The sequence below is a fragment of the Caballeronia sp. GAFFF2 genome (assembly GCF_023631485.1).
In the GTDB taxonomy this organism is placed as follows: domain Bacteria; phylum Pseudomonadota; class Gammaproteobacteria; order Burkholderiales; family Burkholderiaceae; genus Caballeronia.
In genome coordinates this window covers 23766-40038 of the sequence record NZ_JALQDA010000035.1, presented here as the reverse complement: position 1 = coordinate 40038, position 16273 = coordinate 23766, and the positions used below count along the sequence as shown (strand labels likewise).

Annotated in this window: 22 protein-coding genes and 1 pseudogene; 11 read left to right on the top strand and 12 right to left on the bottom strand. The window is 61.2% G+C overall.

Annotated features, from left to right (window positions below; all coding sequences use genetic code 11):
* Positions 1-73 precede the first annotated feature (73 nt).
* The 3 genes from NCT04_RS26350 to NCT04_RS26340 form a co-directional block, all read right to left on the bottom strand.
* The gene (locus NCT04_RS26350) at positions 74-250 is read right to left on the bottom strand and encodes a hypothetical protein (protein WP_244830173.1); all 177 of its coding nucleotides are present in this window, start codon (positions 248-250) and stop codon (positions 74-76) included.
* Between the two features lie 62 nt (positions 251-312).
* Positions 313-1143 carry a siderophore-interacting protein gene (locus NCT04_RS26345; protein ID WP_250468399.1) on the bottom strand — a complete coding sequence of 277 codons (831 nt, stop codon included), beginning with the start codon at positions 1141-1143 and terminating at the stop codon, positions 313-315.
* Positions 1144-1157: 14 nt separating this feature from the next.
* A complete protein-coding gene (locus NCT04_RS26340) occupies positions 1158-1919 on the bottom strand; it encodes a PadR family transcriptional regulator (protein WP_250468398.1) in 762 nt (253 codons plus the stop codon).
* A gap of 150 nt (positions 1920-2069) precedes the next feature.
* Between NCT04_RS26340 and NCT04_RS26335 the strand changes: the two genes are divergently transcribed.
* Both NCT04_RS26335 and NCT04_RS26330 read left to right on the top strand, forming a co-directional pair.
* Complete coding sequence (locus NCT04_RS26335; protein WP_250468397.1) at positions 2070-2651, top strand: flavin reductase family protein; 582 nt, start codon at positions 2070-2072, stop codon at positions 2649-2651.
* A 312-nt stretch (positions 2652-2963) separates the two neighbouring features.
* Positions 2964-3716, top strand: coding sequence for a hypothetical protein (locus NCT04_RS26330; RefSeq protein ID WP_244830177.1), 753 nt, complete (start codon positions 2964-2966; stop codon positions 3714-3716).
* Positions 3717-3810: 94 nt separating this feature from the next.
* On the opposite strand, the gene NCT04_RS26325 is transcribed toward NCT04_RS26330, so the two are convergent.
* From NCT04_RS26325 to NCT04_RS34510, 3 genes are read right to left on the bottom strand one after another with little or no spacing between them, the layout of a single operon-like run.
* Positions 3811-5154, bottom strand: a complete 1344-nt coding sequence (locus NCT04_RS26325; protein WP_250468396.1) for a sensor histidine kinase — start codon at positions 5152-5154, stop codon at positions 3811-3813.
* The gene (locus NCT04_RS26320) at positions 5151-5891 is read right to left on the bottom strand and encodes a response regulator (RefSeq protein ID WP_250468395.1); all 741 of its coding nucleotides are present in this window, start codon (positions 5889-5891) and stop codon (positions 5151-5153) included. Before NCT04_RS26320 ends, NCT04_RS26325 begins: the two co-directional genes overlap by 4 nt.
* 7 nt (positions 5892-5898) lie before the next feature.
* Positions 5899-6021, bottom strand: coding sequence for a hypothetical protein (locus NCT04_RS34510; protein WP_284507835.1), 123 nt, complete (start codon positions 6019-6021; stop codon positions 5899-5901).
* A 271-nt stretch (positions 6022-6292) separates the two neighbouring features.
* On the opposite strand from NCT04_RS34510, the gene NCT04_RS26315 reads away from it, so the two are divergent.
* Genes NCT04_RS26315 through NCT04_RS26305 form a run of 3 tightly spaced genes read left to right on the top strand, consistent with a single transcriptional unit; the run spans position 6293 to position 7246 of the window.
* Entirely contained in the window at positions 6293-6481 is a 189-nt protein-coding gene (locus NCT04_RS26315; RefSeq protein ID WP_250468394.1) for a DUF4148 domain-containing protein, read from the top strand.
* A gap of 39 nt (positions 6482-6520) precedes the next feature.
* Complete coding sequence (locus tag NCT04_RS26310; RefSeq protein WP_250468393.1) at positions 6521-6793, top strand: hypothetical protein; 273 nt, start codon at positions 6521-6523, stop codon at positions 6791-6793.
* A 36-nt stretch (positions 6794-6829) separates the two neighbouring features.
* Positions 6830-7246, top strand: coding sequence for an organic hydroperoxide resistance protein (locus NCT04_RS26305; RefSeq protein WP_250468392.1), 417 nt, complete (start codon positions 6830-6832; stop codon positions 7244-7246).
* 101 nt (positions 7247-7347) lie between these two features.
* Here the strand turns inward: NCT04_RS26305 and NCT04_RS26300 are convergent, their stop codons facing one another.
* From NCT04_RS26300 to NCT04_RS26290, 3 genes are all read right to left on the bottom strand, one after another.
* A complete protein-coding gene (locus NCT04_RS26300) occupies positions 7348-7971 on the bottom strand; it encodes a superoxide dismutase (protein ID WP_250468391.1) in 624 nt (207 codons plus the stop codon).
* A gap of 30 nt (positions 7972-8001) precedes the next feature.
* Complete coding sequence (locus tag NCT04_RS26295; RefSeq protein WP_250468390.1) at positions 8002-8493, bottom strand: DUF2753 family protein; 492 nt, start codon at positions 8491-8493, stop codon at positions 8002-8004.
* A 255-nt stretch (positions 8494-8748) separates the two neighbouring features.
* Positions 8749-9477: a haloacid dehalogenase type II gene (locus NCT04_RS26290; RefSeq protein WP_250468389.1), complete on the bottom strand. Its 729-nt coding sequence runs from the start codon at positions 9475-9477 to the stop codon at positions 8749-8751.
* Between the two features lie 93 nt (positions 9478-9570).
* On the opposite strand from NCT04_RS26290, the pseudogene NCT04_RS26285 reads away from it, so the two are divergent.
* The 3 genes and pseudogenes from NCT04_RS26285 to NCT04_RS26275 form a co-directional block, all read left to right on the top strand.
* Positions 9571-9756: pseudogene (locus NCT04_RS26285) on the top strand (helix-turn-helix domain-containing protein); the annotation flags it as partial.
* Positions 9757-10128: 372 nt separating this feature from the next.
* Entirely contained in the window at positions 10129-10761 is a 633-nt protein-coding gene (locus NCT04_RS26280) for a TetR/AcrR family transcriptional regulator (protein WP_404989408.1), read from the top strand.
* 188 nt (positions 10762-10949) lie between these two features.
* A complete protein-coding gene (locus NCT04_RS26275) occupies positions 10950-11357 on the top strand; it encodes a VOC family protein (protein ID WP_244830187.1) in 408 nt (135 codons plus the stop codon).
* A 91-nt stretch (positions 11358-11448) separates the two neighbouring features.
* On the opposite strand, the gene NCT04_RS26270 is transcribed toward NCT04_RS26275, so the two are convergent.
* Positions 11449-11871 carry an RcnB family protein gene (locus tag NCT04_RS26270; RefSeq protein WP_244830188.1) on the bottom strand — a complete coding sequence of 141 codons (423 nt, stop codon included), beginning with the start codon at positions 11869-11871 and terminating at the stop codon, positions 11449-11451.
* A gap of 276 nt (positions 11872-12147) precedes the next feature.
* Here NCT04_RS26270 and NCT04_RS26265 point away from each other — a divergent pair, with 276 nt between their 5' ends.
* The 3 genes from NCT04_RS26265 (at position 12148) to NCT04_RS26255 (ending at position 14783) form a co-directional block, all read left to right on the top strand.
* Positions 12148-13662 carry a xylulokinase gene (locus tag NCT04_RS26265; protein ID WP_250468388.1) on the top strand — a complete coding sequence of 505 codons (1515 nt, stop codon included), beginning with the start codon at positions 12148-12150 and terminating at the stop codon, positions 13660-13662.
* On the top strand, positions 13659-14324 hold the full coding sequence (locus NCT04_RS26260; RefSeq protein ID WP_250468387.1) for an HAD family hydrolase: 666 nt from the start codon (positions 13659-13661) through the stop codon (positions 14322-14324). Before NCT04_RS26265 ends, NCT04_RS26260 begins: the two co-directional genes overlap by 4 nt.
* A gap of 201 nt (positions 14325-14525) precedes the next feature.
* A complete protein-coding gene (locus tag NCT04_RS26255) occupies positions 14526-14783 on the top strand; it encodes a hypothetical protein (protein ID WP_250468386.1) in 258 nt (85 codons plus the stop codon).
* A 21-nt stretch (positions 14784-14804) separates the two neighbouring features.
* On the opposite strand, the gene NCT04_RS26250 is transcribed toward NCT04_RS26255, so the two are convergent.
* A complete protein-coding gene (locus tag NCT04_RS26250; protein ID WP_250468385.1) occupies positions 14805-15974 on the bottom strand; it encodes a zinc-dependent alcohol dehydrogenase in 1170 nt (389 codons plus the stop codon).
* 42 nt (positions 15975-16016) lie between these two features.
* Positions 16017-16220, bottom strand: a complete 204-nt coding sequence (locus NCT04_RS26245) for a CsbD family protein (protein ID WP_244830193.1) — start codon at positions 16218-16220, stop codon at positions 16017-16019.
* Positions 16221-16273 lie beyond the last annotated feature (53 nt).

The window sequence follows — 16273 nt, the reverse complement described above, 5'->3', positions numbered from 1 at the left end:
CGTGTGATTCGGTACAAAGTGCGCTGCGAACGCCCGTTCGCGGCGCTATGTACTCTGCACTTCGTTAAGAGAACTAGCCTGCTTCGCCTACGTCTTTCGGATCGGGCAGCTTGCCTCCTTCGCTGCCCTTGGCGGGTTCTGGCTCGTTCTTCAGTTCACTTTTCTGCTCATCGGAAAGACGCCGGTCAGCCACGTTCGGATCTTCGCTCGTCTGCTTCGGCGGCGTCTGCCGTTCGTTTTGCTCGCTCATGTGCGCTCCACGCGTTGGGTTCGATGGAGCATGTTGCACGCGGCGTGCCCAGGCTTCTAGCGTTACTCGTCGATGGTCCCGTGCACGCCTTGCTCGCCATGCTTCCAGTACGCCGAAGCCCGAATGCGCCGCTTGTCGAGACCGCGTTCGTTGCACAGCAACTGGCGCACTGCGCGCATGAGCGTGGCTTCGCCGGCGGCCCAGACGTATCCGTCGCCTTCGGGCAGATACGTGTAGCGCAAGGCGTGCAAGAGCGCGGCATGTGCATCGTCGCTGTCGCTGCGATAAATCCACTGCGCGAAGAGATCGGCACGCGTGTCGAGTTCGATATGCGCCGATAGGTCCGCCGCCTGAATCAGCGTGGCCGCGCGTGTACCGGCAGGCAATTCTTCGAGCCGCCGCGCGATGGCGGGCAGGGCGGTTTCATCGCCGATCAAGAGATGCCAGTCGAATTGCGCGGGAATGACGAACGAGCCACGCGGCCCGCCGATGCCGAGGTACTGCCCTGGCTTGGCTTGTGCCGCCCATGCGGTGGCCGGCCCGGCTTCGTGCATGGCGAACTCGAGGTCGAGCTCGCGCGCGGCGCGATCGAAGCGGCGCGGCGTGAAATCCCGCGCGACGGGGCGCGGCTTGTCTGGATCGAACACTGGACCATTCGGGCCTGCTTGCGGCACTACGGGCTTGTCCTCGCCCGGCAGCGGGAAAAACACCTTGACGTGGTCGTCGAACGAGGCGCTTTCGAAGTCGGCGAGATCGTCGCCTCGAAGCGTCACGCGGACCAAATGCGGGTTGAGCGTGGCAACCTGCGTGACTTGCAGCAAGCGAAACTTGAGCGCATGCCGCACGCGCGTGACTTCCAGTTCGGGACGGTGTTGCAGTGCGGATTCTGTCATCGTGTGTCGCTCCTTTACGCCTGCTTGGGCGCGGGATTCTGTTCGATCTCGGCGGTCGCGCGCGCCAGAATTTCGGCGATACGGCGTTGCTCGTCCGGCGAAACATCGGTGCGCAAGACCAGCGCGCGTTTCAGCGCTCGGCGCGCGGCGATCAGCTCGGACGTCCAGCCGTTGTCGGCGGCGGTATCGTCGCTTTCCTCGCCGGCATAGGCGCGGCGCACGAGGTCCATCTTGCGGGCAAAGTGCGTGAGCTTCGCGAGCATCAGGTCGATGCGTTCGCGGTTCGCTTCCAGATAGTCGCGGCCCGCGTCGGACAGCGCGTAGCGCTTGCGGTTGCCTTCCACTTCGACAGTCGCGTAGCCGATTTCTTCCAGGTATGTCAGCGCCGGATAGACCATGCCGGGGCTCGGGGCATAGAAACCGTTCGAACGGTCTTCGAGCGCCTTGATGAGTTCGTAACCGTGACGCGGCGCCTCGGCCAGCATGGCGAGCAGCAGCAGTTGCAGGTCGTCCGAGGAGAACTTGCGGCCGCGCGGCATGCCGTCTTCGCCGCCGAAGCCACCGCGTCCGCCACGGCCACCGAAGCCGCCGCCAAAGCCGCCGCCGAAGCGGTCGTCTCCACCGCCACCTCCGCGTCCGTGCCGGCCGATCAGCCCCAGGCGGGAGAAGGCGAAACGCTCGACCCACTCGGGCGCGTTGCGAATGTCGAAGGGAAAGTCGAAGCCAGCCGCGCGAGAACCCGCGTCGCGCCCGCGATGAAAACATTTGGATCGCATGAGATCACTCCGTAGATATCGTAAAACATATCTAAAGATATGTATCGTAAGAGCGTCTGTCAAGCGACTATTTTAGGATGAGCAGCCGTCCGGCGATGCCACCTACAATCCTTCGATATTCACCCCTACCCAATCACGCAGGAAACTCAAATGACTCACTTCCGCTCCGTCGCCCTTGAACACGCAAGCCGGTTGATCAATCACGGACCCACCGTGCTCGTCACGAGCGTTCATGGCGAACGTCGCGACGTGATGGCCGCGGCCTGGTCGATGCCGGTCGAATTCACGCCGCCGCGCATCGCCGTGGTCATCGACAAGAGCACTTACACGCGTGAACTCGCGATGGCGAGCGGCGTGTTCGGCGTCGTCATTCCGGGCGCGGCGGCTATCGACTTGACGTTTGCGGTCGGCTCGACAAGCGGACGCGAGATCGACAAGTTCAAGACTTTCGGGATCGAGACGATAAAAGGACCAGTGCTCGGTCTTCCGTTGATCGAGACGAACTGTGCGGCTTGGCTGGAATGCCGGCTCATCAGCGAGCCGCATACGCAAGACGCCTATGACACGTGCTTCGCCGAAGTCGTGTCCGCTGCGGCCGACGAACGCATTTTCTCTAACGGTCATTGGAACGTGGACGACTCCAATGCGTCGCTGCATACCATCCATCATCTTGGCGCGGGCAAGTTCGTGCGCGGCTCATCCATGCAGCAAGCCAAGCCGCTCACGCGATAAAACTTGCCGCTTGTCGAGGCTGTCGTCGGTCGATCTGACTCGGCCTTGTACGCCTTTAGAGCGCATGTTCTAAGCGTGACTTAAAAGGTCTAAAGAATCTCTTTTCCCGGTCGTTAAGCAGTCGACGAACGCGAGGCACCGATGGTGCACTTGCGTCGCAAATAACAAGCACGCGATCCGTCACATGAACTCGGACGTGTGCGATAGGTGGGTGAGGACAGGTTTCATACAGTCACGGGCTTGCTGCGAAAGCAGCGCGCCGGTGTGACTGCCATGAAGGCCGCTCGCACCATCCGGGGAAAGGGGTGTGGTATGAAACAACGGTTTTCGGGTTTGCGATTCGTCGTTTATCTCGTGGGCTTCACGGGGCTATTGTGGCTGAGACTTTTGATCTCACCCGATGGCAAAAGCGGCGTGTTGGCCTTCTTCGCGTGCGTGGCCTCGCTCGCGGCGGCTTATCTGGTTTATTACGCGGCGTCGGAGGGTTACTTTCGCAACCTTGCCGGTGGCGTGGTGGTTTATCTTGCCATCGCGGCAGTGGTCGTGGCGTGTCCGCCATTCGTCTTGCTGCTTGCGTTCTGGTCGGTGACGAGCCTCTTCAAACAGCGCCGCGCGCTGCTCATGCATGCGCTTGCAAGCGTCATGTTATTCCTGCTCATCTTTCCGATGCCGCTCGCCGAGCGCCTTGGCATGCCTGAACTTGCGGGTGCGCCAGCGGGTCTCGCGTATCTGGTGTTTTCGCTTGCGTGGTCGGCTGTGGCGGCGCGCAGTCCGTTGAAGATCGGCCTCTTCAAGTTCGCGACAATGCTTGTGGCCCTGCCGCTCATTGGTACTTTCGTGTCGCTGGTTGGCGGCGGGATGCTGAATCGTCCGGAGCGGCGTGTGCGTAATTCGCTGGCACGTTCGCGACGGGCGATGCAGTTGGCTTTGCCTGCGCCCGAGGCTACAGCGGCTTCTTCCGCCTCGCGTGTGGCTTCGACCGATGCCGGATTGGCGTTGCCTGCCGCCTTGATCGCGGGGATCGCGGCTGAGGTGCTGATGCCGGTGGCTGTCGCGGCTGAGTAGGAGAGGTGTTTCGCCGATATGCTTGGTGGATGAGCGTATCGGCGGGGATGTTGGAGGCAGCTTGTCGGCACGCGGAAGGCAAAGCCGCAGCCCACTAAGCCTTCACCACCAACCTAGCCTCCAACCCACCCCCCTCACGCTCATGCAGCGTGAGCGTCGCATCCATCGCAAGCGTCAATTGACGCGCAATCGCGAGCCCCAGGCCGGTCCCTCCGGTCTGCCGGTTACGCGATCCTTCCAGCCGCACGAACGGCTCGAACACCGCTTCCAGCGACTCGGCCGGAATACCCGGTCCGCGATCCAGCACCACGATCGAAGCGCCTCCGTCCGGCAGTCCGCCGATCTCGATCTCCGCTGCTCCGGCGAACTTGAGCGCGTTATCCACGAGATTGCCGACGATCCGTCGCAACGCCTGCGGCCGCGTCACCATCGTGCCGCCGATACTTCCCTTGAGCGACACGACCTTGCCCGCATCGAGATAATCGTTGAGAAGGCTCTCGAACAGCGCGTCCGAATCGACACGGAGCGGCGCCTCGGTCGTGCCGTGCAACGTCCGTGCATAAGTCACGCCTTCCTTCACGAGCGTTTCCATCTCCTGCAAATCCTGCTGTAACTTGGCACCGGCAGGATTTTCATCCATCGTGTCGACGCGCAATCGCATGCGCGTAATCGGCGTCTGCAAGTCATGCGTGATGGCCGCGAGTATCTGCATGCGCTGGGTCATGTACATCGAGACGCGGTCTTGCATCGCGTTGAATGCCTTGGCCGCGCGCGTTACTTCGTCCGGACCGTGCTCGGGCAGACGCGTGGCCTTGAGGTCCGGACCGAGTGTGTCTGCGGCTTCGGCCAATTGCTTGAGCGGGCGCGTCGCGATACGCACCGCGAGCCAGCAACATGCCGCGAGCAGCACGAGTTGTCCTGCAAGCACGAGCGGCAGCCACGCGGACAGCGGCGTGCCGACCATCGGATGCATGTCGATGGTGAGCGGGCTGCCATCGGTGAGACGCAAGTGAACCTGCATGCGTTCGGCATCGCCGGGAACGGCATTGACCGTCAGCGGATAACGCTTGCCGATGCCATCCGCTATCGACTTCGCAAAGCGCTCGGAGAGCGCGGCATCGAGCGGCGTGCCGCTTTCGCCCGGCCCGAGGATGAATTGATAGCTGCGGCGCGCCAGTCGCGGCAGCCACTCGGCGCGTTCGGCGGGCGGCAGATGATCGAGCAGCGCCACGGAACTCGTCACCTCGCGCTCGACGTAGCCGACCATCACGTTGGTCATCGACTGATCGCGCTCGGTCATCGTGATCCAGAACGACAGCGTCTGCGCAAGCGCGATACCCACGAACAGAATCACCGCGAGCCGCGCGAACAGCGTGCGCGGCCAGGGCAAAAACCGTGGCGGATGCGCGGTCGATGTCGTTGCACCGAGCGCGCTCATGACGATGCATCCAGCGGCGTGACCGCAGCGGAAAACACATAGCCTTCGCTGCGCAACGTCTTGATGTAGCGCGGCTCGCGCGCCTCGTCGCGCAGACGCTGACGCAAACGGCTCACCAGCAGATCGATGGAGCGGTCGAAGGCATCGGCCTGACGGCCTTGCGTCAGGTTGAGCAACTGATCGCGCGTAAGCACGCGTTGCGGATTGTCGAGGAACACGCGCAGCAGGCGATATTCCGCGCCCGACAGCGCCACCATGGTGCCTTCTGCATCGAGCAGATGGCGCGCGGTGGTGTCGAGCCGCCAGTCGCCGAAGCCCAGCATTTGCGCCGATTCGGTCACTTCCATTCCCGGCGGCAACATGCGTGTGCGACGCAGCACGGACCGGATGCGCGCGAGCAGTTCGCGCACGGCGAAGGGCTTGGGCAGGTAGTCGTCCGCGCCCATTTCGAGGCCGAGAATGCGGTCGGCTTCCTCGTTGCGCGCGGTGAGCATAAGCACGGGCACCGCGCGGAACTTGCTCGCGCGCAATTCGCGGCACAACACGAGGCCGTCCTCGCCGGGCAGCATCAGGTCGAGCACGATCAGATCCGGCGCGCCTTGTTCGAGCGCGGCGCGCATCTGGCGTCCGTTGGCGGCGAGCGAAACGCGCATGCCATTCTTTTCGAGGTAGGTCGCGAGCAGCTCGCGGATACCGCGATCGTCATCGACGATCAGCACATGGTCGGTCGTTTCCATCGATAGCTCACGGCTTCTTGCGCTTGATCTGCACGCGGCCCGGAGTTATCGAGAGGCACTGCACCGGATGGGCCAGTTCGGTTGCGATACCGCCGAATAAAAACGCTGCGACGGCGAAGAACTGCTTCATTTTCAATCTCCCGCGTGATCGCCATGTCTGCGTTATAGCGCAGAACGCGAACGGTTTTGTATCGCAGTGTATCCGGACTTTTTCGCGACACATGCGGATTCACTCGCGGGTCTTGAACGGCGCTTCGTATCGCAATGTATCCGCGCTGCCTTCGATACAAAACATTGCTCACGCAACACACAGCGGATACGTCCGAACGTTTTAATGCTTCAACGACGGCATCAGCGGATTTCAAGCGTCGCCTCCCACCCACCAGTTAAGGAGTAGCACCATGAAGATTTCCATCGTTGCTTTCGCTCTCGTTGCAAGCGCCATGACGGGCATTGCTCACGCGGAGGTTCACACCACGTCGACGCAACCGCAGGTCGGCAAGACACGCGCGGAAGTGAAGCGCGAACTCGTGCAAGCGCGAAAGAACGGGCAGATCGCGGCGCTCGCGAATCTGTATCGCGGTAGCTGATCGGCACGCATTGTCTCAATCCATTTCGTGAGGTTCACCATGTTCAAGAAGCTCATCACCGCTGCAGTCGTCGTTGCTAGCGCCACTGCCGCAGGCTCCGTTTTCGCAAGCAGCGGATACGGTCTCGCGCCGCACGGTGACACGTCGGCCGGCGTGCGCGCATCGCAACGCGCTCAGCGTGTGCAGTCGATCAACGATAGCGGCATGCAGGGCTATGGCGGCATGCGCGATGTCCAGACGCAATCTGGCAGCGCATCGACGATCACGACTTTCCCGACGAGCGGCACGGGTTCGCTCTTCGCGCACCACTAACGCCTTGATCAACGCCTACCGAAGGAGATGAACACCATGACGCAACTCGACAAGCTTCTCTACACCGGCAAGACACACGTGACCGGAGGCCGCGATGGCGCGGCGTGCAGTTCCGACGACCGGCTGAATGTCAGGCTCACGCCGCCCGGCGCGCCTGGCGCGGGGACCAATCCCGAGCAATTGCTCGCAGCGGGATGGTCCGCATGCTTCATCGGCGCGATGGGCAAGGCGGCCGCGAAACTGCAAGTGAAGTTGCCGGCCAATACCGCCGTCGATGCAGAGATCGATCTGGGTATGAATGGCGATGCGTACTTGCTGCGTGCGCGGCTGAACGTGAGCTTGCCGGGCATCGAACGTAATGCGGCGCAGGCGATCGTCGAGGGCGCGCATCAAACCTGTCCGTATTCGAAGGCGACGCGCGGGAATATCGATGTGACCATTACGGTAGTTTGAAGCCGCAAGAAACTAAGCGCAGCCGTGCAAAGTGCACTGGCTGCGCTTCTTTCTGCTGGCCGTTCAAAGCGGCAAAGCTCCCCGCTCGCGATACTCGAGACTTACTTCTTTGCTTCGGCAAAGCGCCGCGCGACTTCCTTCCAGTCGATCACATTGAAGAATGCGGCGATGTATTCGGGCCGGCGATTCTCATACTTCAAATAATAGGCGTGCTCCCATACATCGAGACCGAGAACCGGCGTATTGCCCGAGCCGATTCCCGACATCAAAGGGTTGTCCTGATTGCCCGTGCTTTCGACCGCGAGCTTGCCCTGCGGTGTCACGCTGAGCCACGCCCAGCCGCTGCCAAAGCGCGTGAGTGCGGCCTTGGTGAAAGCTTCCTTGAAGGCATCGAAGCCGCCGAGGTCGGTATCGATAGCTTGGGCCACTTCGCCTTCTGGCTTGCCGCCGCCTTGCGGAGACATGATGGTCCAGAAGAGGCTATGGTTCGCGTGGCCGCCGCCGTTATTGCGCACCGGGGTGCGGACCGCTTCGGGCAGTTTGTCGATTTGCGTGATCAGTTGCTCGACCGGCAAGTCCTTGTGCTCCGAACTCTCTAGCGCGGCATTCAGATTATTCACATAGGTCTGATGATGCTTCGTGTAATGCACTTCCATCGTGCGCGCGTCGATGTTCGGCTCGAGTGCATCGTAAGCATAGGGCAGCGGAGGCAGGGAATAAGCCATTGCGAATCTCCTTTTTGACGATGAGAGGAATCAATGCCGGGCCGGGCCGCTGGCGGAAAGCGCCAGACTGGCGTTTTCGATGGTCCGGGCAATGAGGGAATGCGGCCCATGACGGGCGACGTGGCGGATCAGCGCCACGTGTGTTTCGCGGCTGTGACGCAAGGCGGCTTGCCGGATCGTGACCGGCCGCTCTGCGCTTACGGACAGCGCCAGAAGTGCTTCGTGCGCCTCGCAGCGCAACTGCGCGGCGGCGTCCTGATTGCCTTGTTCTGCGTAGTGATCGGCGAGGTTGTGATGCGAGACGACGAGCGCCGCGATACAGTCCTCGCCGCGTCCGGGCGGCGGTGCTTCGATGAGTCGACGCGCGATCTTAAGTGCGTGCTCGAAGGTCGAGCGTGCTGCCGTGGTCTGTTGTTCCGCTGCGGCTTTGATCGCTTGCCGCATGAGTGCTTCCCACACGGGAAGACTCGGGCTGTCTTGTGCCGATATGTCCACGGCTTGGAATTCGATTCGTTCGTGCATGGCGTAGGCTCCAGTTCCTGCGCCCTTTGCGTCGACGAAAAGCCTGCGTACTCGGGACAAACAATGATAACCAGTATCGAGGGAGTCTGCACGCGGGGGCTAAACCTCGCGTAAAGCGAAAGCTTGCAAGGTTGCCATGCGCGGATCATAGAGCAACTAACCGTCTTCCTCCTGACCATCCACGAATTGGCCCACCAGTCGCCTATTAGCGACTCCGCTTGCCAACATCAGTTCCACATAAAGACAGTGGCATGGTCAAGCCGTATCACTCAATGCATCCCGATGCGCCTGCGCAAGCTCTGCCATGGTATTGAACCGAAAGTCGATGCGCGGTTGCGCGCCTGGGTCCATCGTTGCGCCGAAGCCTGGCTGCCCGTGCCGTCGATAAATCCAGCATGACGTCAGCCCGATTTCGTTCGCGGGCTTGTGATCGTGAAACAGGCTTTCCGCGACGTGAAGAATCTGCTCCTTGCGAATGCCTCGGCTTGCAAGCTTCTCCAGCAAATACTCGAAGTTACGTTGTGATGGCTTGTAAGCGCCGACGTCTTCGGCGGTGACGATGCCGTCGAATTTCACCTGCAACTTCGCGTTGCTGAACGCAAAGCTTTCGTTATCGACGTTCGAGAGAATCACGAGCTTGAAATGATGCTTCAGATAACAAAGCGCTTCGGCGGAGTCCGCAAACGCAGGCCAGTTGCGGATGGACCGACCATACGCGACGCATTCTTCCTGCGTGTAAGAGAGTTTCCATTCCTCGGCGAGCCGCTTGTAAACGATAGCCAGCACCTCCTGATAGCGCTTGCCCGGCGTGTACTGCTGCTGCGAAGACTCGTGACGCGCATGCGCTTCGAGTACCTGATCGCGCGTGGGCGGCGGAACCGCGCGTTCGAGCAATGGCCGCAAGCCTTCGAAAATGCCGGTTTCCCAGTCGATCAAGGTTCCGTAGCAGTCGAAGGTGAGCGTATCGAAATCGGTGAGATTCACTGCGGCTCCTTTTTGGCGTTGGTAACGAACACCCGGTATCTTGCCGCAGATTAGAATATGAGCGAATCACTCATTTTAGAACGATAAGGCCGCATGATGGCGCAAGCTCGCAACGCTCCCCGGCAAGACCGCTCGATAAGGACCATCGATTCCATCGTGGATGCCGCCGCGCGCCTGCTCGGTGAACGCGGCCAGCTTCTGACGACGAATGCGGTCGCAGAAGCGGCGGGCGTGAGCATCGGTTCGCTGTATCGATACTTTCCAGACAAGGGCGCGTTGATCGACGCCGTCCGCCAGCGTCATCGCAATGATCTGCTTCCCGTGCTGCAAGTTGGACGTGGGCAAGTCGCCGCGTTCGTCGACGGGATGATCGAGGTGCATCGCCGCAATCCTGCCGCGCAGCGTGTGCTGCTGGAAGACGGACGCTGCGAAGCCGAATGCAGACGAGCGTACGAAGCGCTCTTCGCGGCCTTGACGCGATGCTCCGCGGAGCACAGGCCCATTGGCGCTGAAGTGCTTGCGGGCGCGGTGGGCGGCGCGCTTGAGGAGGCAGCGCGCAACGAACGCTTGGCATCACCCGTGTTTCGATGGGAACTGATCGCGCTCGTCGAGGCTTACACGAGCAAGCCGCGCCCTGCAAAAGCAGTCACGATCGAGCGCGCACCGCAAACGTCGCGAGCAAACAAGCGTCAGCCGCGTGCCCATTTGCGCCTGCGTAAATCGCCGACGCAGCCGCGCTCGTCGGAGACTGTCGCCGCCATCGTGGAAGCCGCGGCTCAAGTGCTCGAAAGCGAAGGCTTCGAAGGCTTCAATACAAATGCAGTCGCCGCGCGTGCCGGCGTGAGCATCGGCTCGCTGTATCAGTACTTCCCGGGCAAGGACGCGCTGACCGTTGCGCTCATCCATCGTGAGACGCAACGCTTCTACGATGACGCAGCCATCGCGCTGGATAAGCGAAGCGGCAAGGCGGCGCTCGAATATCTGATCGGCGCGTCGGTGCGTCAGCAACTCGAGCGTCCGATGCTCGCGCGTCTGCTCGATATCGAGGAGAGCCGTCCGGCCTTGCGCGATGAGCTTGCCAAGGTGGACCTCGCGGGGCTGTTTGCTGCAATCGTAGCGAGAGCGGCTCCGAAGCATCCGCAACCGGAAATAGCGGCAGGCGACCTGTCGGCGATTATCCGAGGCATGACCGACGCGGCGGGTGAACGCGGGGAACGCGACCTCGAACGTCTGCAACGGCGCGTTCGCGCGGCGGTTTTCGGGTATCTCGCTCGCGAGAGCTGAACATGCGAATGTGAGCAAGCGCAAAGCAAGCGCGGGCGTGCCAAGCCGCGACGAACCGCGCCATGCGGACTTCACGCCGCGCGCGTGGAGGCGCTCGATGCGAGTTGTCCAATGTGAGCTTTTACTTTTATTCTGACGTCGTCGAGCGAAACGGCACGGGCCTTCGCCATTAACAGATGAGAACGACGATGACAGAAACCATCAAGAGCATGAAGCTCAACCACCTGAGCTTTCCTTCACGCGATACTGCTGCAACCGCGAAATTCTTCGAACACTATCTGGGCTTCACCGTCTCAGGAAGCTGGGACAAGTCGTACATTTTGAAGCGTCCGGGCTTCGACGTGGTAATCGATCATGTCGAAAGCGATGACGTCACGTGGCCCCGGAATTTCCACGCGGGCTTCGAACTGCCCACTGTCGATGCGTTGCAGGAACTCTATGATCGCTTCAAGCAAGAGGGTGTTCAGATGGAAACGGCGGTCTTCAACAATGGCCGTGGCTCGCGCTTCTTTTGCCGCGCGCCGGGCGGTGTGATGTTCGAGTTGAATACGCGTTCGGACGCCGCACCGGAGTTTCGCGGCACGTTCGACGAGTAAGCATCGAGCGTAGATTGCAAAAGCCGCATTGCCCTGTAAAAGGCAATGCGGCTTGTGTCGTTTCGCGAGACGCCTCGCGGCGTAGTGCGAGTTACTGCGAAAGCACGACTTGCGCGATGATCCCCGAAGCCACGGCGACGAGCAGATAGTCGCCACCGACGCCTACCCACTGATAGCCGCGCGGCGGCTGACGCAGGCCGTGTTCATGGTAGTTATCGACGACGTATTGATGGTCACGATAGTCTTGCGACAGATGCTGACCTTTCTGCCAGTCTGAGTGGCGCGGGCCGTTGTCCGCATGCTCGGGCGGGCGCGGTGCGTCATGTCCGTAATTAGCAGGGCCGTGTCCTGGTTGGCCAGGACCGCCATGATTTTGCGGGCCGCCGTGATTTTGTCCCGGACCGCCGCCGTGGTTCTGATCCGGACCGCCGGGGCCTTGCTGCGCAAAGGAAGCGCCGGCGGCAAGACTCAAGGTCGCGCACAACAGCGCGGCAACGATTCGATTCTGCTTCATGTTGATTCTCCAATCGAGTGAGTAGTTCGCGTGCATCGCCTGATGCGTGCGCTGCGAATCGATGAGCGGACTTTACTCAAAGCCGAAAGGAAACGGGGTGAGCAGATGTAAGCGTCGCTTACGTATGATTACGGCGAGGGGGGAGCAGACACGCGAAGGACACAGATCGAGGCGATTACCGCCTGGCCGGGTACTTCGACATCTGTCGGTACACTTGGAAGGCAGGCCGCGTGGACTGCATGACCAGCAATGAGGCTGTCCAACGGATGGAACGACATGCAGACCTATTATCTTGCCATCGATGTCGGGACGGGCAGCGTGCGAGCCGCACTCGTCGATGCGCGTGGCGTGGTGCGCAGCATCGCCGCACATGAGCACGAGCAAATCGTGCCGCGTTACGGCTGGTCTGAGCAACGCCCAGCGGACTGGTGGGAAGGCGCAGCGCGCTCGATACGCGAAGTGCTCGACGACGTTCCGGATGCAGCTTCCGATGTCGTCGCGATATGCGCATGCGGCCAGATGCACGGCACGGTGCTGATCGACGCCGATGGTCAACTCGCACGCGATACCGCGCCGCTCTGGAACGACAAGCGCACCTTCGCACAGGTCGCGGCGTTTTGCGCGCGCCACGCAAGCGCTTCGTATCTCGCGAAGACCGCGAACCCCGCGACGCCCGCGTGGCCCGGTTTCAAGCTGCAATGGATCAAGGAGCACGACCCGTCGGCTTATGAACGCGCGAGCACGGTGTTCATGCCGAAGGACTACGTGAACTTCAAACTCACGGGCGAACGTGCGTGCGACTGGAGCGATGCATCGACGAGCTTCATGATGGACCCGCGCACGCGCGAGTGGTCGCAAGACATGCTGACCTTGCTCGGACTCGATGCCGCGAAGCTCGCGCCGATTCGTGCGCCGCTCGACATACTCGGCGGCGTGACGCACGAAGCGGCCGCCGCAACCGGTTTGCGCTCGGGTACGCCGGTGCTGGTTGGCGGCGCGGATTATCCGGTGTCCGTGCTCGGCTCGGGCGTGTTCGAGCCGGGGCTGGCATCGGATATCACGGGCACATCGTCGATCATCACGATCATCGCCGACACACCGCTGCTGCATCCCGAAGTGTCGAATCTGGCGACTTGCGAAGGGCTGTGGGGACGCTTCATGCTGCTCGATTCGGGCGGCGATGCCATGCGCTGGGCGCGTCGCGCGTTCCATGAAAACGCGTTGTCCTACGACGATATCGCTGCCAAGGCCGCAAGCGCGCCGGTGGGTTCGGAAGGCTTGTTCTTTCTGCCGTATCTCACGGGCGAGCGTCTCGGCGAGCATGCCAATTCGCGTGCACAGTTCTTCGGCATTGCGGCGAGTCACGGGCTCGCCCATCTACATCGCGCGGTGCTCGAAGGCGTTGCATTTGGCGTGCGCCGGCATATCGCGCTCATCAAGCCCGAAGGCGTGGGTATCGAGCGGCTCGTTGCGGCGAGCGGCGGCGCGAAGGCGTCGCTTTGGCTCGATATCAAGGCCAGCATGTACCGCACGCCCATTCTCGTGCCGGCGCAAGTGGAATGCGGCGTGATAGGCTGCGCCATTCTTGCTGCAACCGCGCATGGCCAGTTTGCACGTCTCGCCGACGCCGTGCGCGCCTTCGTGCAGTTCGAGCGCGAAGTGCAGCCCGACCCGCGTGCGAGCGATACCTATGACCGCATGATGCCGATTTTCGAGCGCCTTTATGTGCACTCGCAGCAGTTTTACGACGATCTCGACCGACTCTTTCCAGACAACCCAACCTCTACATGACGAATCAGACTTCCTCCATCAAGGCTGTCCTTTGGGACATGGACGGCACGCTCGCCGAAAGCGAACCGCTTCATTTGAGCACGCTGGTTGCGGTGCTTGCGCATCACGGCATCGAAGCGGGCGACGAATTGCATCCGCTGATCTTCGGTAAGACCGGGCGCGAAGTACACGCGCTGTGTAGCGAACGCTTTGGCATCGATACGGACTTCGCGGACTGGTCCGCGTTTCGCGCACGGCATTATCTCGAAGGCGCGCCTCGGCTCGTGCCGCGTCCTGGCGCGCTCGAGGTGTATCGCGCGGTGAAGCGGGCGGGCATAACGCAAGGAATCGTGTCCAATTCGTCGCGCATGTTGCTTGAAGCGAACTTGCGAGCACTGGGCATCGAGGAACCGCAACTCGTGAGCGTCAGTGTGAACGACGTGCGCAATGGCAAGCCGAGCGCCGAGCCGTACGAACGCGCGGCGTGGCTCATGCGTCTTAAGCCGGAGGAAGTGGTCGTCGTGGAAGACAGTCCCACTGGGGCGCGCGCAGCGATCGCGGCGAACATGCGCGTGCTGGCCTGGCCTTTCGATGATGCTGGCGCCGCGCTTTTTTCAAACGATGCGCAAATCGTCCGCTCCGCCGAGGCGCTTGCCAAGGCGCTGGGCGTAAATCTGGCCTAAGCAAGAAGGTGCCGGTGTTTTCAGGTGCGCCGCTTGCTAAGGCGAGATGGCAATTGGTGCATGCCTTCGTAAAGCCTGCATGATTCTATGCAAAGCACGCGCGTAAAGACGCGCTAAGATGAAGGGCTGCACATGGAACGTGCCTCGTTCGCATAAGGCGCCGCGCGCTGCGAACGGACGCTCGGAAAAGAAGGAGACACCATGCTTACGCTCTATCATCGAGGTGTAGCGCTACAGCCGTCCGCAGGTCGAAGCGGCAAGCTGTTCGTATCGCGCGTATCGATTCTGGAAGAAGACGGCGAGGAGACGGTACTGCGCGAGTTGGGCGCATTTCCCAGCCGCGACGCGGCGCTGCAGTTTGCGCTTACATGCGGCACCGCTTTCGTCGATGGTGAACCACTGCCTATTGCGCCACAATCCGTCGTGCGTGACGAGGAATCGAAAAACGCCGGTCTTTGAAGACCGGCGTTTTTTTTTGCTTCAGGGTGTGAGTACCACCTTGATGCAACCGTCCTCCTTGTCGCGGAAGGTCTTGTACATTTCCGGTCCTTCCGCAAGCGAGACGCGGTGCGTGATGACGAACGAGGGGTCGATCTGACCTTCCTGAATGCGGCTGAGCAGGTCGTCGGTCCAGCGAGCCACGTGCGTCTGACCCATGCGCCAGGTGAGGCCCTTGTTCATCGAGGCGCCAAAGGGAATCTTGTCGATCAGTCCGCCATAGACGCCCGGTACCGACAGAATGCCCGCGGGACGGCATACGTAGATCATCTCGCGCAACACGTGCGGCCGGTCCGACTCGAGCATGACCGCCTGCTTGGCGCGATCGTAAAGCGAGTCGAACGAGCCCGTGGCGTGCGACTCCATGCCAACGGCATCGATACACTTTTCCGGGCCTTTGCCTTGCGTGAGATCGGCGAGGCGCTCGACCACGCTCTCTTCCTTGAAGTTGATGGTGGTGGCGCCAGTGACGCGCGCCATTGCAAGGCGTTCAGGCACGCAGTCGATTACGACGACATGCTTTGCACCAAGCAGAAACGCGCTGCGAATCGCCATTTGTCCCACCGGTCCCGCGCCCCAGATCGCCACGGTGTCCGTTGGCTCGATATCGCAGTTGATCGCCGCTTGCCAGCCTGTCGGGAAGATGTCGCCGAGGAAAAGCACTTGTTCGTCTGAAAGGCCATCGGGAATCTTCACGTGCGTTTTATCGGCGAAAGGTATGCGTACGTACTCGGCCTGGCCGCCGGCATAGCCGCCCGTCAAATGCGTGTAGCCAAAGAGACCCGCCGTGGTGTGTCCGAAAACCTTGTCGGCCGTGCTCTTGTTGCGATTACTGCGCTCGCACACGGAGAAATTGCCGCGCTTGCATTGATCGCATTCGCCGCAAAAGATGGTGAACGGTACGACTATGCGGTCGCCGACCTTGAGCGCAGCGTTTTCGGCGCCGACTTCGACCACTTCGCCCATGAACTCGTGGCCCATGATGTCGCCGGATTCCATGCCCGGCATGAATCCATCGAACAGATGCAGGTCCGAGCCGCAGATGGCGCAACTCGACACCTTGATGATCGCGTCGCGCGGATGTTCGATCTGCGGGTCCGGTACCGTGTCGTACCGAATGTCCTTCTTGCCGTGCCAGGTAAGCGCTTTCATTGGAAGTATCCTTGTCCTTGAGAGTGAACTGTCGACGAAGCCTTACTTGTTGGTTGGCTCGCCGGGATCTTCGATGCCCTTTTCCATATTGTCCTTCTGGTCACCGTAGTCCTTTCGATTCGCACCGTTCGTTATCTCGACGTCACCCTTCAGCTTGCGATCTTCATTGCCGGTGAGTGTGCCGATGGCCGTGTCGGTCCAGCCCTTTATTTGTTCCTTGATGCCTTCTTTCTGATCCTTGTTCATTGCGTTCTCCGTGCCATGTATCGGAAGCCTAAGAGTCTCTTGCGCCAATCGTT

Coding starts and splice junctions, on each gene's coding strand:
- NCT04_RS26350 (WP_244830173.1), bottom strand. CDS start 250: ATGAGCGAGCAAAACGAACGGCAGACGCCGCCGAAGCAGACGAGCGAA.
- NCT04_RS26345 (WP_250468399.1), bottom strand. CDS start 1,143: ATGACAGAATCCGCACTGCAACACCGTCCCGAACTGGAAGTCACGCGC.
- NCT04_RS26340 (WP_250468398.1), bottom strand. CDS start 1,919: ATGCGATCCAAATGTTTTCATCGCGGGCGCGACGCGGGTTCTCGCGCG.
- NCT04_RS26335 (WP_250468397.1), top strand. CDS start 2,070: ATGACTCACTTCCGCTCCGTCGCCCTTGAACACGCAAGCCGGTTGATC.
- NCT04_RS26330 (WP_244830177.1), top strand. CDS start 2,964: ATGAAACAACGGTTTTCGGGTTTGCGATTCGTCGTTTATCTCGTGGGC.
- NCT04_RS26325 (WP_250468396.1), bottom strand. CDS start 5,154: ATGAGCGCGCTCGGTGCAACGACATCGACCGCGCATCCGCCACGGTTT.
- NCT04_RS26320 (WP_250468395.1), bottom strand. CDS start 5,891: ATGGAAACGACCGACCATGTGCTGATCGTCGATGACGATCGCGGTATC.
- NCT04_RS34510 (WP_284507835.1), bottom strand. CDS start 6,021: ATGAAGCAGTTCTTCGCCGTCGCAGCGTTTTTATTCGGCGGTATCGCA.
- NCT04_RS26315 (WP_250468394.1), top strand. CDS start 6,293: ATGAAGATTTCCATCGTTGCTTTCGCTCTCGTTGCAAGCGCCATGACG.
- NCT04_RS26310 (WP_250468393.1), top strand. CDS start 6,521: ATGTTCAAGAAGCTCATCACCGCTGCAGTCGTCGTTGCTAGCGCCACT.
- NCT04_RS26305 (WP_250468392.1), top strand. CDS start 6,830: ATGACGCAACTCGACAAGCTTCTCTACACCGGCAAGACACACGTGACC.
- NCT04_RS26300 (WP_250468391.1), bottom strand. CDS start 7,971: ATGGCTTATTCCCTGCCTCCGCTGCCCTATGCTTACGATGCACTCGAG.
- NCT04_RS26295 (WP_250468390.1), bottom strand. CDS start 8,493: ATGCACGAACGAATCGAATTCCAAGCCGTGGACATATCGGCACAAGAC.
- NCT04_RS26275 (WP_244830187.1), top strand. CDS start 10,950: ATGACAGAAACCATCAAGAGCATGAAGCTCAACCACCTGAGCTTTCCT.
- NCT04_RS26270 (WP_244830188.1), bottom strand. CDS start 11,871: ATGAAGCAGAATCGAATCGTTGCCGCGCTGTTGTGCGCGACCTTGAGT.
- NCT04_RS26265 (WP_250468388.1), top strand. CDS start 12,148: ATGCAGACCTATTATCTTGCCATCGATGTCGGGACGGGCAGCGTGCGA.
- NCT04_RS26260 (WP_250468387.1), top strand. CDS start 13,659: ATGACGAATCAGACTTCCTCCATCAAGGCTGTCCTTTGGGACATGGAC.
- NCT04_RS26255 (WP_250468386.1), top strand. CDS start 14,526: ATGCTTACGCTCTATCATCGAGGTGTAGCGCTACAGCCGTCCGCAGGT.
- NCT04_RS26250 (WP_250468385.1), bottom strand. CDS start 15,974: ATGAAAGCGCTTACCTGGCACGGCAAGAAGGACATTCGGTACGACACG.
- NCT04_RS26245 (WP_244830193.1), bottom strand. CDS start 16,220: ATGAACAAGGATCAGAAAGAAGGCATCAAGGAACAAATAAAGGGCTGG.